The sequence below is a fragment of the Pseudomonas sp. KBN12P06040 genome (genome assembly GCF_037574965.1).
Taxonomy (GTDB): domain Bacteria; phylum Pseudomonadota; class Gammaproteobacteria; order Pseudomonadales; family Pseudomonadaceae; genus Pseudomonas; species Pseudomonas aeruginosa.
In genome coordinates, this window is sequence record NZ_JBBELS010000001.1 from 1,098,199 (window position 1) to 1,111,669 (window position 13,471).

General features: G+C 65.8%; 11 protein-coding genes. 7 read left to right on the forward strand and 4 right to left on the reverse strand.

Annotation, left to right across the window (positions count from 1 at the left end):
- Positions 1-29 precede the first annotated feature (29 nt).
- Together sfnG and VQ067_RS05175 are read right to left on the reverse strand one after the other, a co-directional pair.
- Positions 30-1,124, reverse strand: a complete 1,095-nt coding sequence (gene sfnG / locus VQ067_RS05170; protein ID WP_003137716.1) for a dimethylsulfone monooxygenase SfnG — start codon at positions 1,122-1,124, stop codon at positions 30-32.
- Positions 1,125-1,281: 157 nt separating this feature from the next.
- Positions 1,282-1,863 (reverse strand): cysteine hydrolase family protein, encoded by a 582-nt coding sequence (locus VQ067_RS05175; RefSeq protein WP_003137718.1) that lies wholly within the window; start codon positions 1,861-1,863, stop codon positions 1,282-1,284.
- A 99-nt stretch (positions 1,864-1,962) separates the two neighbouring features.
- Here VQ067_RS05175 and VQ067_RS05180 point away from each other — a divergent pair, with 99 nt between their 5' ends.
- The 3 genes from VQ067_RS05180 to VQ067_RS05190 all read left to right on the forward strand — a co-directional run bounded on the left by VQ067_RS05180 (position 1,963) and on the right by VQ067_RS05190 (position 4,675).
- On the forward strand, positions 1,963-2,679 hold the full coding sequence (locus VQ067_RS05180) for a DUF2076 domain-containing protein (RefSeq protein ID WP_016254299.1): 717 nt from the start codon (positions 1,963-1,965) through the stop codon (positions 2,677-2,679).
- A gap of 65 nt (positions 2,680-2,744) precedes the next feature.
- The gene (locus VQ067_RS05185) at positions 2,745-3,248 is read left to right on the forward strand and encodes a LabA-like NYN domain-containing protein (protein WP_003093104.1); all 504 of its coding nucleotides are present in this window, start codon (positions 2,745-2,747) and stop codon (positions 3,246-3,248) included.
- Between the two features lie 77 nt (positions 3,249-3,325).
- Entirely contained in the window at positions 3,326-4,675 is a 1,350-nt protein-coding gene (locus VQ067_RS05190; RefSeq protein WP_003118269.1) for a DEAD/DEAH box helicase, read from the forward strand.
- A 22-nt stretch (positions 4,676-4,697) separates the two neighbouring features.
- Here the strand turns inward: VQ067_RS05190 and VQ067_RS05195 are convergent, their stop codons facing one another.
- Positions 4,698-5,939 (reverse strand): TIGR03862 family flavoprotein, encoded by a 1,242-nt coding sequence (locus VQ067_RS05195; protein WP_003110392.1) that lies wholly within the window; start codon positions 5,937-5,939, stop codon positions 4,698-4,700.
- A gap of 292 nt (positions 5,940-6,231) precedes the next feature.
- Positions 6,232-6,861, reverse strand: coding sequence for a response regulator transcription factor (locus VQ067_RS05200; RefSeq protein WP_003093094.1), 630 nt, complete (start codon positions 6,859-6,861; stop codon positions 6,232-6,234).
- A 281-nt stretch (positions 6,862-7,142) separates the two neighbouring features.
- Here VQ067_RS05200 and rocR point away from each other — a divergent pair, with 281 nt between their 5' ends.
- From rocR to VQ067_RS05220, 4 genes are all read left to right on the forward strand, one after another.
- A complete protein-coding gene (rocR, locus tag VQ067_RS05205) occupies positions 7,143-8,321 on the forward strand; it encodes a two-component system response regulator cyclic di-GMP-specific phosphodiesterase RocR (RefSeq protein WP_003106013.1) in 1,179 nt (392 codons plus the stop codon).
- Between the two features lie 101 nt (positions 8,322-8,422).
- Positions 8,423-12,061: a transporter substrate-binding domain-containing protein gene (locus VQ067_RS05210; RefSeq protein ID WP_060853376.1), complete on the forward strand. Its 3,639-nt coding sequence runs from the start codon at positions 8,423-8,425 to the stop codon at positions 12,059-12,061.
- 214 nt (positions 12,062-12,275) lie between these two features.
- A complete protein-coding gene (locus tag VQ067_RS05215) occupies positions 12,276-12,866 on the forward strand; it encodes a GNAT family N-acetyltransferase (RefSeq protein WP_003110394.1) in 591 nt (196 codons plus the stop codon).
- Positions 12,867-12,892: 26 nt separating this feature from the next.
- Complete coding sequence (locus tag VQ067_RS05220) at positions 12,893-13,471, forward strand: GNAT family N-acetyltransferase (protein WP_003110395.1); 579 nt, start codon at positions 12,893-12,895, stop codon at positions 13,469-13,471.

A 13,471-nucleotide genomic window follows, 5' to 3' on the forward strand; every position in this document is an offset into this window, starting at 1 on the left:
GGCCAACGCCTGGCGGCCGCCGTTGCCGATCAGGCCGCTTCGCGGGCCTGGGCCTGCTCCAGTTCGCGGACCAGCGGCAACACGTGCTTGCCGAAATACTCCACTTCTTCGTGGAAGTGCAGGAAGGCCGACAGCACCAGGTCGACCCCGGCCGCCTTCAGCGCGACGATGCGTTCGGCGATCTGCCGTGGCGTGCCGATCAGGTTGGTCTTGAAGCCGTCGTTGTATTGCACCAGGTCTTCGAAGGTGGATTTGGCCCAGTTGCCATCGCCCTCCGGCGAGGCCTTGCCGGCCTGTTTCACCGCGTCGCCGAAGGCGTTCACCGCCTCGTAGTCGGCCTTGGCGATGATCTCGTCGAGCACCGCCCGCGCTTCCTCCTCGGTGTCGCGGGCAATGATGAAGGCGTTCACTCCGACCTTGACCGAATGGCCGTTGGCCGCCGCCTTGGCGCGGATGTCCTCGACCTGGGCGCGGATGCCGTCGATGCTGTTGCCGTTGGTGAAGTACCAGTCGGACACGCGCGAGGCCATGTCCCGCGCCGCCCGCGAGCTGCCGCCCTGGAAGATTTCCGGGTGCGGCTGCTGGATCGGCTTGGGTTTCAGGGTGTAGTCGTGGAAACGATAGAAATCGCCCTTGAAGGTGAAGTTTTCCTCGGTCCAGATGCCTTTCAGCACGCGGATGAACTCTTCGGAGCGCCGATAGCGTTCGTCGTGCTCCAGCCAGGGTTCGCCGATGCCGGTGAACTCTCCCTTGAACCAGCCGCTGACGATGTTCACCGCGACCCGGCCATTGGTCAGTTGGTCGATCGTCGCCAGTTGCTTGGCCACGACCGCAGGATGCCAGGGGCCAGGCAGGATCGCCGCGATCACCTTGAGCTTCTCGGTGGCCGCCAGCAGGGCGTGGCTGATGGCCACCGACTCGTGCTGGTACTCGGCGCCGTAGCCGGCGGTGAAGCGGATCTGCGAGAGGGCGTAGTCGAAGCCGTTGCGTTCCGCCAACTGGGCCAGCTTGCGGTTGTAGTCGATGTCCCAGCTGGTGCGCTGCTCGATCTTGCTCACCACCAGGCCGCCGCTGACGTTGGGGACCCAGTAGGCGAAGTGGATCGGCTGTTGCTCTTGGCTCATCGGGGGTATCTCCGGGTAGGGGCGTGGTCCGGTGTCTATGAAGGAACCGTGCCATCCCGGATTCATGTTTTCGAATCAATGGCTTATGGGGGATATGGCGGAGGCGGCCTGTCTTCTGCCGGACAGCCCTGTTGTCCCGCTGTTGCCCGGCAGACAGTCAGGCCGGCAAGCGCTGCAACAGTTCGGCGGCGCGCAGTACCACGGCGTACTCGCCGTGCAGGTTGGCCAACGCCATCGCATGTACCTCGTCGGCGCTGCGCGGGGTGCCATGGAAATCGGGCTTGGCGAAGGTGAAGCAGGCGTCGGCCACTACCCAGGTCTGGAAGCCGAGGTTGCCGGCGCTTCGTGCGCTGGCTTCCACCGAGTTCTCCGTGGCTACCCCGACGAGCGCCACCTGGCGGATGTCGCGGACATGGAGCCAGCGTTGCAGGCCGCTGTTGATGAAGGCGTCGGGAACGTTCTTCTCGAACACCGCCTCGTCGTCGCGCGGCGCCAGCGCTGGCTGGAACTCCACGCCGGGCTGGCCGGGCGCGAAGGGCGAGCCGGGCTGCCGGGAAATGTGCCGGACGTGCACCACCGGCCAGCCGGCGGCGCGCCAGGCGGCAAGCAGTTCGACGATGCGCGCCTCGGCGCCGGGATTGTTGCGCGGCGGCAGGTCGTGGCGCTGCATGCCGCGTTGCAGGTCGACGATCAGCAGGGCGACCTGGGGCCGTGCGGAGCGCTGGGCGTGGTCATTCATCGGGAATTCACCGGAGGAACTTGAGATCGTGCAGGGTGCTCCAATATTTCCCTTTGGTGCAATCCATCCTTCCTTCTCGAAATGCAGTCGAGGCGTGCGATGAAATCCGATGAGAAAACCCTGATCGACGGCCTGTTCAGCCGCCTGCGCGAGGCCGAGGGGCAGTCCGCTCCGCGTGACGCCGAGGCCGAGGCGCAGATCAACCAGCACCTGGTGCGGCAGCCGGCGGCGCCGTACTACATGGCGCAGGTGGTGCTGATCCAGGAAGCCGCGCTGAAGCGCCTCGACCAACGGGTGAAGGAGCTCGAGGCGCAGGTCGCCCAGTTGCAGCAGAGCCGTCCGAGCAGCGGCGGCTTCCTCTCCGGCCTGTTCGGTGGCGGCGCGCGCGACGAGCCGGCGCCGAGCCAACCGGGGCGCCCGGCGGGCTGGGGCGAGACGCGTTTCTCCAATCCGGCGGCGGGGGCCGGCGACATGCGTCCGGGTATGGCGCCCGCCGCGTCGGCCGCGCCTTCGCGGGCCAGCGGTTTTCTCGGCGGCGCGTTGCAGACGGCCGCCGGGGTCGCTGGCGGGATGCTGGTGGCCGACCTGCTCACCGGCATGTTCCGCCACAGCCAACCGCAGGAAATCGTCGAGGTGATCCAGGACGTCCCGGTGGATAACCTCGACGCCAGTCAGTTTGCCGATCCCGAGCCGGCAACCGAGCGCTTCGCCGATAGCGACTATCCCGCCGACGGCGGTTTCGCCGATGGCGATTTCAGCGATAGCGACTTCAACGACGACTCCAGCTTCCTCGGCGACGACGATTTGTTCACCTGACCGTTAGGGTTGCGGGCCGTGGGCTGCGATAATGGTGGCCCACTGCCGTCGTTCCGGAGTTCCCCTTGAGTCGTCCCGAGTCGCCCGCGGCGAAGAAGATCGCTGTCTTCGCCGATGTGCAGAACCTCTACTACACCGTGCGCCAGGCCTACGGCTGCCATCTCAACTACGCCGCCCTGTGGGCAGACATCGCTCGCGGCGGGAGCATCGTCGAGGCCTATGCCTACGCCATCGACCGCGGCGACCCGCGTCAGCAACAGTTCCAGCAGATTCTGCGCAACCTCGGTTTCACGGTGAAGCTGAAGCCCTACATCCAGCGTGCCGACGGCTCGGCCAAGGGTGACTGGGATGTCGGCATCACCATCGACGTACTGGATGCCGCGCCACGGGTGGACGAAGTGGTGCTGCTGTCCGGTGACGGCGACTTCGATCTGCTGCTGGAGAAGGTCATCCGCGCCCACGGCGTCGTGGCTACGGCCTACGGGGTGCCTGGCCTGACCGCCAACGCGCTGATCCGAGCGGCGTCGCGCTACGTGCCGATCGAGGGCGGACTGCTGCTCAAGGGCTGACCGGCCGCGCTCCAGAGGACGATGGGAGACGGCGAATCCGCTAGAATGCCGTCCGTTTCCTTTTTTCCGAGTCGCTCATGACGTTCGCTTCCCTCGGTCTGCTCGACCCCCTGCTCAAGGCCCTCGAAGGGCTCGGCCACGGCACGCCTACGCCGATCCAGGCCCAAGCCATACCCCCGGCGCTCAAGGGCCGCGACCTGCTCGCCGCAGCACAGACCGGCACCGGCAAGACCGCCGGTTTCGCCCTGCCGTTGCTGCAGCGGCTGACCCTAGAGGGGCCGCAGGTCGCTGCGAACTCGGTGCGTGCACTGGTCCTGGTTCCGACCCGCGAACTGGCCGAGCAGGTCCACGCCAGCGTCCGCGACTACGGCCAGCACCTGCCGCTGCGTACCGCGGTGGCCTACGGTGGGGTCAGCATCAACCCGCAGATGATGAAGCTGCGCAAGGGAGTGGATATCCTCGTCGCCACTCCCGGGCGGCTGCTCGACCTGTATCGGCAGAACGCGGTGAAGTTCGCCCAGCTCCAGGCGTTGGTGCTGGACGAAGCCGATCGCATGCTCGACCTCGGTTTCGCCCGCGAGCTGGACGAACTGTTCGCCGCGCTGCCGCGCAAGCGCCAGACCCTGCTGTTTTCCGCGACCTTCTCCGACGCCATCCGCACGCTGGCCCGTGAACTGCTGCGCGACCCGCTGTCCATCGAGGTCAGTCCGCGCAATACCGCGGCGAAGAGCGTCAGGCAATGGCTGGTGCCGGTGGACAAGAAGCGCAAGGCCGAGCTGTTCTGCCACCTGTTGCAGGCCAATCGCTGGCGCCAGGCGCTGGTCTTCGCCAAGACCCGCAAGAGCGTCGAGGAACTGGTCGGACTGTTGCAGCGGCAGGGTATCGCCGCCGACTCGATCCATGGCGACAAGCCGCAGCCGGCGCGGCTGCGCGCCTTGCAGCGGTTCAAGGCCGGCGAGGTAGACCTGCTGGTAGCCACCGACGTGGCCGCGCGTGGCCTGGATATCGAGGAAATGCCGCTGGTGGTCAACTTCGACCTGCCGATCGTCGCCGAGGACTACGTGCATCGCATCGGCCGTACCGGCCGTGCCGGGGCCTCCGGCCAGGCGGTGTCACTGGTCTGCGCCGACGAAGTGGAGCTGCTGGCGGCGATCGAGACACTGATCGGGCAGACCCTGCAGCGCCGCGAGGAGCCCGACTTCGCGCCGGAACACCGGGTGCCGCAGACCGCGCCGGGCGGCGTGGTGCTGAAGAAACCGAAGAAGCCGAAGAAACCCAAGGCCGCGGAGAGCGCCGGCAAGCCCGGCAAGATCCACTTGGGCAGTTGGTTCGACAGCAGCGCGCCGACGGTCAAGGCGGTGCGCAAGGCGCCGGGCTTCGGCGCGGGCGCGGCGGGCAAGCCGAAGAAGCGGCCGTCCGGCAAATAGCGAGGCGCTGGCGTACCGGTCTCTAGCGCCTGCCGCGCAACCAGGCCAGCGCGCCGAGTCCGGCCACGCGCCCGCTGGCGAAGCAGGCGGTCAACAGGTAGCCGCCGGTGGGCGCCTCCCAGTCGAGCATTTCCCCGGCGCAGAACACGCCGGGCAAGCCAGCGAGCATCAGGTTGCGGTCGAGCGCCTCGAAGCGCACGCCGCCGGCGCTGCTGATCGCTTCGTCCAGCGGACGCGGGCGCAGCAGCGTCAGCGGCAGGCGCTTGATCGCCGCCGCCAGGCGGGCCGGCTCGGCATAGGTGGCGGCGGGGGTGAGTTCACGCAGGAGGCCGGCCCGAACCCCATCGATGCCCAACTGGCTGCGCAGGTGATTGGCCATCGACCTGGAGCCGCGCGGGCGAGCCAGGGCTGCCTCGATCTGCTCGCGACGCCTGTTCGGCAACAGGTCCAGCCATACTTCGGCCGATCCCTGTGCCTCGATCCGTTCGCGGATGGCGGCGGAGAGGGCATAGACCAGGCTGCCCTCGATACCGTCGCGGGTCACGACGAATTCGCCCTGGCGCGGCGTTTCGCCCGCCAGTCCCATGGCCACCGGTTTGACCGGAGCGCCGGAGAACTTGTCGCGAAACAGCTCGCTCCAGCCGCCGATCTCGAAACCGCAATTGCTTGGCCGCAGGGGCTCGACCTCGACGCCGCGGGCCCGCAGCAGGGGCACCCAGGCGCCGTCGGAGCCCAGGCGCTGCCAACTGCCGCCACCGAGCGCCAGGATCACGGCGTCGGCGCGTATCGACAGGCGCTCGGCGGCGCTCTGGATGTCCAGCGTACCGTCCGCGTTCCAGCCCAGCCAACGGCAGCGGGTGTGGATGAGCACGCCTTGCTCGCGCAGGCGCTTGAGCCAGGCACGGAGCAACGGCGCGGCCTTCATGTCGGAGGGGAACACCCGGCCGGAACTGCCGACGAAGGTGTCGATACCCAGGCCGTGGATCCAGGCGCGCAACGCATCCGCGTCGAATTCGCCGAGCAGTGCGGCGATTTCCTTCTGGCGCCTGCCATAGCGGCCGAGGAATTGTTCCCTGGCCTCGGCATGGGTGATGTTCATGCCGCCGACGCCCGCGAGGAGGAATTTCCGGCCGACCGAGGGCATGGCGTCGAACACTTCCGTGCGTACGCCCGCCTGGCTCAGGACCTCCGCGGCCATCAGGCCTGCGGGACCGCCGCCGACGATGGCGACCTGGGGGGAAGGGGAGGATGCTTGACTGGGCATGTGGACGACGAGCGAGACCTGGGGAAACCGGCGTGCAGTGTAACCGAGGCGAAGACCGCCTCCGAGCCTTGTCGATGCCACCTGGTCCGCTCGCCGTGCGCCTGGTCAGGAACTGATCAACCGTCGCAAGGCCAGGCACGATGCGCTGCACGGAGCGTTTTTCGCACCTTATCCACAGGCGGTTCCACATGCTTTGTGGAAATCCGCCGATGCTCGTGGCGTGGCAGGAACGGCTTCCGGCCGCGCTTGCTCGAAGGTGCCTAGGCCTGGGCTTCGACAGCGAAGCGCCAGGTCAGTGGATCAGCGAATTGCGCTTGGCGAACTCTGCGAGGTCGACCAGCGAACCCAGGCCGAGCTTCTGCAGCAGGCGGGTCTTGTAGGTGCTGACGGTCTTGTTGCTGAGGAACAGCTTCTCGCCGATGGCCTTGTTCGAATAGCCCATGGCGAGATGCTGGAGGACGATCATCTCGCGGTCGGAGAGCAGGCCGATAAGCTCGCTTTCGGAAATGCGCTCCGGCGGGGTGCCGAGGGTATCGAACGTGAGCGAAGGAAAGAACGTGTAGCCAGCGATCACGGCGTTCAGGGCGTTGATCAGGTTGTTCAGGTCTTCTTCCTTGTTGACGAACCCACGGGCGCCGACCTGGATACAGCGCTTGCAGAACGCCTCTGCGGATTGTGAAGTGAGTACCAGCACCTGGGTGCGCAGTTCCAGCGACTTGATCCGCGAGATCACGGTCAGGCCGTCGAGCTTGGGAATGCCGATGTCGAGAATCACCACGTCCGGTTCGTGCTCCCGGACCAACTGGATGGCATCCACGCCATTGTCCGTCTCGGCCACCACCTGCAAACCATGCTTTTCCAGCAGGACGCGCACGGCGAGGCGGATGACGGGGTGGTCGTCGACGATCAGGACGGTATGCATAAATTCGATTTACCTTGAGGGACCGGGGCAGGGTCGGGATTCGATTTCCCGGGCGCTGCCGCCGGTGGTCATCCATGTTGGGCGCTAGGCCGAGATCGCCGTCCAGAATAGCCTGTTGAGGCGGGGCGATTCGGTTTTTCATGTGGAACCATGCTAATCCAACCGAACCTCCAAATCAGTAGGAAAATTCCCACAAAACATGGGGACTTGTCCCATAGGTCTAGTAAGGGAAACACAGCAGTATATCGCCGGTATTTCCTGGAAACCCTGTGTGGACCGTGATGAATGATTTGAATGTTCTGGTGTTGGAGGATGAGCCTTTTCAGCGCCTGGTAGCCGTCACAGCCCTGAAGAAAGTGGTGCCCGGATCGATCCTCGAGGCGGCGGACGGCAAGGAGGCGGTGGCGATCCTGGAGTCCTGCGGACACGTCGACATCGCCATCTGCGACCTGCAGATGAGCGGCATGGACGGCCTGGCATTCCTTCGCCACGCAAGCCTGAGCGGCAAGGTTCATTCGGTGATCCTCAGCAGCGAGGTGGATCCCATCCTGCGCCAGGCCACCATTTCGATGATCGAGTGCCTGGGCCTCAATTTTCTCGGCGACCTCGGCAAGCCATTCAGCCTGGAGCGGATCACCGCCCTGTTGACCCGCTACAACGCTCGTCGCCAGGACCTGCCGCGACAGATCGAAGTCGCCGAGCTGCCCTCCGTGGCGGACGTGGTGCGCGGCCTCGACAACGGCGAGTTCGAAGCCTACTACCAGCCCAAGGTGGCCCTGGATGGCGGCGGCCTGATCGGCGCCGAGGTCCTGGCACGCTGGAACCACCCGCATCTCGGCGTACTGCCGCCGTCGCATTTCCTCTATGTGATGGAAACCTACAACCTGGTCGACAAGCTGTTCTGGCAACTGTTCAGCCAGGGTCTGGCGACGCGCAGGAAGCTGGCGCAGTTGGGGCAGCCGATCAACCTGGCGTTCAACGTCCATCCTTCGCAACTGGGTTCGCGTGCGCTGGCCGAGAACATCTCGGCGTTGCTGACCGAGTTCCACCTGCCGCCCAGTTCGGTGATGTTCGAGATCACCGAGACCGGGTTGATCAGCGCTCCTGCCAGCAGCCTGGAGAACCTCGTGCGTCTGCGGATCATGGGCTGCGGCCTGGCGATGGACGATTTCGGCGCCGGCTATTCGTCCCTCGACCGGCTCTGCGAGTTTCCCTTCAGCCAGATCAAGCTGGACAGAACCTTCGTCCAGAAGATGAAGACCCAGCCCAGGAGTTGCGCCGTCATCAGCAGTGTCGTGGCGTTGGCGCAGGCGCTGGGAATTTCCCTGGTGGTGGAAGGGGTGGAGAGCGACGAACAACGGGTACGCCTGATCGAACTCGGTTGCTCCATAGCCCAGGGCTACCTGTTCGCCAGGCCGATGCCGGAACAGCACTTTCTCGACTATTGCTCCGGATCCTGACGCCGCCGCCCTGGCCTCGGCTGCCGCTAGCCGAACGCCGGGCCTCGCGCCGGACGCGTTTCCTTTCCATACAACTGCCGGCCCTGCCGCACAGACCTTTCATGCGATCAAAACTATTCCTGCTGTTCTTCTGCCTGCTGCTGTCGGGCGGACGCCTGTTCGCCATCGAAGCGCATCCGTCCCTGACGCTGTTCAGCCAGTTGCGCATCGAGCACGAGGACATGGCGATCGCCGAGGACGACTGGGCCTGGCTGCGCCACAAGGGTCACCTGAGGCTCGGCGCGGCGCTGGACGAGACCTCGCCCTTCAACGTCCGGCTCGACGACGAGAACTACGAAGGCATAACGGCGGACGTCGCCACGCTGGTCGGGCAGTTGCTCGGCATGCGCATCAAGGTCGTGAGCTTCGATACCCATGCGGATGCCGTGGCGGCGCTCGCTGCCGGAAAGATCGACCTGCTTGGCAGCCATTACAGCTCGGCGGGCGATTCCTCCCTGGTGCTCAGCCAACCCTATGCCCGTGATCGATTGGCGGTGTTCAAGCGGATGGGGGAAAAGCGCAACTCGCCGGAGGATCTCGCCGGACTCAGCGTGGCGGTGGCCCGGGAGCATGTCGGGGAATTGCGCCAGCGTTTCCCGCGGGCGCGTTTCGTGGTCTTCGGCAGCCATGACGAGGCCGTTGCCGCGGTAGCTTTCGGACATACCGACCTGTATCTCGACGATGTGCTCAGCGCCTACCACCGGATCAATCGATCCTATTACGGCTACGTGAGGTTCGAGCGGTTTGCCGATGCTCGCCTGGAAGGGGGCTACGGCTTCCTCCTTCGTCGCGGCGACACGAACCTGTTGCGCGTCGTCAACTCGGCGATCGGTGCGATCAACCAGGACCGTCTCGAAAGCATCGCCAGGCGCTGGGTCGGCAGCGGTTCCCTGCCAACGGGCCAGCGTATCGCGCTGACGCCGCAGGAGAGTCGCTGGATCGCTCGCCACCCGGTGGTGCGGTTGGTCATCAACGACGACCTGGCGCCGCTGGCCTTCTTCAATTCCGACGAGACCTTCTCGGGCATCGCCTCCGACCTGCTGGACATGATTTCCCGCCGCACCGGCCTGCATTTCCAGGTCACGCCTCGCAGTGGCGGCTTCCCCGAGCAGATCGGCGTATTGGCCAGGAAGGAGGCGGACCTGGCGATCATGAGCCGCAGCAGCAAGCGCGAGGAAATGCTGCGTTTCACCCGCTCGTTCCTGTCCACCTCGTACGTCCTCGTCACCCGGGCGGACGACAAGGGACGCGCGGAGAGCCCCGGAAGCCTCGACGGCAAGCGCATAGCGATTCCCGCCGGCCATGTGGGCATGCAACAGGTGCGCGAGCGCTATCCGCAGGCCACGATGGTGGAGGTCGGCGTCGCGCTGGATGCCATGAACCTGGTCTACGAAGGACGGGCCGATGCGGCGGTGGTGCCGCTGGTCACCGCTCGCTACTACATCGTCCGGTTGTTCCGCGAGAGGCTGGCGATCGCCGACCTGGTTCCCATCGGTGCGGCCACCGCCCACTTCGCCGTTCGCCGAGGCGACGCCGAACTCCAGTCGATTCTCGACAAGGCCTTGCTGAGCATCTCGCCAGACGACCTGAGCGATATCGTCAATCGCTGGCGCTCGCCGCCGGGAATGAGCGGCCAGACCTGGGTCGACTACATCCTGGTGATCACCGAGATCCTGGCGATCGCAGCGGCCTTGCTGCTGTTCTGCCTGGGCTGGGTCACTTATCAGCGCCGGCAGATCAGGGCGCGCGCGCGGGTCGAACAGGCGCTCAGCGACCAGTTGCGGTTCGTCGAGGCCCTGACCGACTGCATGCCCCCGCCGCTGTATGTGCGCGATGTCAACGGACGGATGCTGTCTTGCAACCGCAGCTACTTGCAGAGCGTCGGCCTGAGTTCCGATGAGGTGATGAACCGCACCGTGCTCGAGCTGCCCATGGAAAACTTCGAGACCGCTCCGGAGTTCCATCGCAGCTACCTGATGGCCATGCGCGAGGGCAGGATCATCGAGGCGGTCTACCCGGTGGCGCTGGGCGGCCGGGAGCGCTGGATCGACCACTGGATCCAGCCGTTCCGCGATTCCAGCGGGACCATCCGCGGTGTCATCTGTGGCTGGCTGGACATCACCGAGCACCGCCAGTTGATCGATGAGCTGGAAGAGGCGAAGAACCTGGCCGACGAAGCGAGCCGGGCCAAGACCACCTTCCTGGCGACCATGAGCCACGAGATACGCACGCCGATGAATGCGGTGATCGGCATCCTCGAACTGGCGCTCAAGCGTGCCGAGACCGGTCGGGTGGACCGTTCCAGCATCGAGATCGCCTATGCCTCGGCGAAGAGCCTGCTGGAGCTGATCGGCGATATTCTCGACATCGCCCGCATCGAGTCAGGTCGCCTCAGCCTGTCGCCGAAACGGGCCAACCTGCGCGAGCTGGTGGAATCGGTGGCACGGGTATTCGAAGGCCTGGCCCGGCAAAAGCGCCTGAGCCTGGTGCTGGAGATCGATTCGAGCATCAACGGCGACGTACTGCTGGATGCCATGCGCTTCAAGCAGATCCTCTCCAACCTGGTCAGCAACGCGATCAAGTTCACCGACGAGGGCTCGATCCGCATCCGCATCGATGGCCGCCAGGTGGAGCCGTCGCTGTTGCAGGTCAATCTCTGTGTGGAAGACACCGGCATCGGTATTTCCCTGGGCGACCAGCAACAGTTGTTCCGGCCTTTCGCCCAGGTCAACCGCAACCTGCAGAACACCGAGGGCACCGGGCTCGGCCTGGTGATCTCGCGCTCGCTGTGCGAAATGATGGGAGGGCGCCTGGTGATGAGCAGCGAGCTGGGGCAGGGGACGCGGATCGACGTCGAGCTGCGCCTGCAAGTGCTGGAACCGATCGTCGAGAGCGTGCGGGCGATCCCGCTCGGCAATCGCCAGGCGCGGCGGTTGCAGGTCCTGGTGGTGGACGATCATGCGGTCAACCGGCAGATCCTCCATCAACAGCTGAGCTTCCTCGGCCACGACGTAGAGGAGGCGGAAAACGGCCTGAGCGCTCTCAACCTGTGGCATGGGCAACCGTTCGACATGGTCATCACCGACTGTCACATGCCGCTGATGAGCGGCTCCGACCTCGCCCGCTCGATCCGCCAGGAGGAGCGCGAGAATGGCGAGGAACCGGTGGTCATCATCGGCCTCACCGCGGACGCCCAGCCGGAGGAGATCGAGCGCTGCATCCAGGCTGGAATGAACGAGTGCCTGATCAAGCCCATCGGCCTCGATGTTCTCGAGGAGCGTCTTCTGGCCCTGGGCTTCGCCGACGACGACCTGCCCGTCACCATCGACGCCGAACCCGTCGCGATACCGTCGGCCCCCCGTCTCTACGACCTGGATTCCCTGCATGCGCTGACCGGCGGCGAGCCGACGATGCTCAGGCGGCTACTCGATGAACTGCTGACCAGCAACCGCAAGGACCTGGAGACCCTCGAGGGACTGGTGCAACGCCAGGAGACCGGCGAACTGGCCGAGCTGGCGCATCGGATCAAGGGCGCGGCGAGGGTGGTGCGTGGCGAGCAACTGGTGGAAAGCTGCCGGCGCCTCGAGGATGCCTGCCTCAGCCCGAACGCCTCGTTCGCCTGGGTGGAGGAGTGCGCCGTTGGGGTGAAACTGGCGATCCTCGCCCTGGACGAGAGTCTGGTGGAAGAGTGCACGGATTGACGTGGCTTGCGCCCGTTGCCCGGGCGGTAAACCAATCGTCATCGCTTTGCCCGAGGATCGGGCATGTCCAGGCGCGGAAAAGACTACACTCCGGTTGGGTAGCCTTTTCCGCGAAGCCTGACCAAAGATCGGAATACCGCCCTCGCGGGCACCCCAGCCGATTCCTGCGGTCAGATAGTCCTTCTGGAGTGCGTTGAACGAAAGGAACCAAGCGATGGCCGACCTGACCAGCCTGAGCATCGAGCATCTGCGCTCGCCACGGCTGTATACCCACCGTCTGATCCTGCGGCCCTGGCTGGTGCAGGACCGAGCCAGGTTCGCCGAGCTGAATGCCGACCCGCGGGTGATGGAGTTCTTTCCGTCCTGCCTGGATCGCGCCCAGAGCGACGCGTTGCTGCGCCGCATCGACGCGCACTTCGCCGAGCACGGTTTTGGCTGGTGGGCGCTGCAGGTCAAGGGCGGCGATCCTTTCATCGGCTACGTGGGGCTGGAGGTCGTGGACTTCGATGCGCCCTTCGTACCCGCGGTGGCCATCGGCTGGCGTCTCGCCGCCGAGCATTGGGCGGAGGGCTTCGCCCACGAGGCGGCCGAGGCGGCGCTGAGCTACGCCTTCGATACCCTTGGCCTGGACCAGGTGGTGGCTTTCACCGTACCGGCCAACGAGAACTCCCTGGGACTGATGGAGCGCCTGGGGATGCATCGCGATCCCACCGACGACTTCGAGCATCCCGACCTGCCTCCCGGCCACCGCTTGCGGCATCATGTGCTGTACCGGTTGACGCGCGAGGACTGGCTTCGCAGATGAGTCGGCCGTTTCCGAAAAGGCCTCCCATGAACGCGAACCTTCCCCCTTCCGCCATTTCCGAACTGCATGGCCCGCGCCTGCTGCTGCGCGCCTGGCGCGACAGCGACCGCGAGGCGTTCGCCGAGATGTGCGCCGATCCGCAGGTAATGGAGTTCTTCCCCAGTGTGCTCGACCGCGCGCAGAGCGACGCCTTGGTCGATCGCGTCCAGGCGCATTTTGCCGAGCGTGGCTACGGGCCCTGGGCCCTGGAGCTACCGGGCGAGGCGGCGTTCATCGGATTCACCGGCCTGTTCGACGTGACCATGGACGTGCACTTCGCCCCGACCGTGGAGATCGGCTGGCGCCTGGCGCCCGCCTACTGGGGCCGTGGATTCGCCCGCGAAGCGGCGGAAACCGCCTTGGACTTCGCCTTCGAGCGGCTGCGCCTGCCCGAGGTGGTGGCCTTCACCACGCCGCCCAACCGCCGCTCCTGGGGCTTGATGGAGCGCCTGGGCATGCGTCGCGATCCGGCCGAGGATTTCGACCACCCACTCCTGGCAGCGGATCACCCGATGCGCCGGCATATCCTCTATCGCGTCGACGCGGCCCGCTGGGCGGAGCGGTGA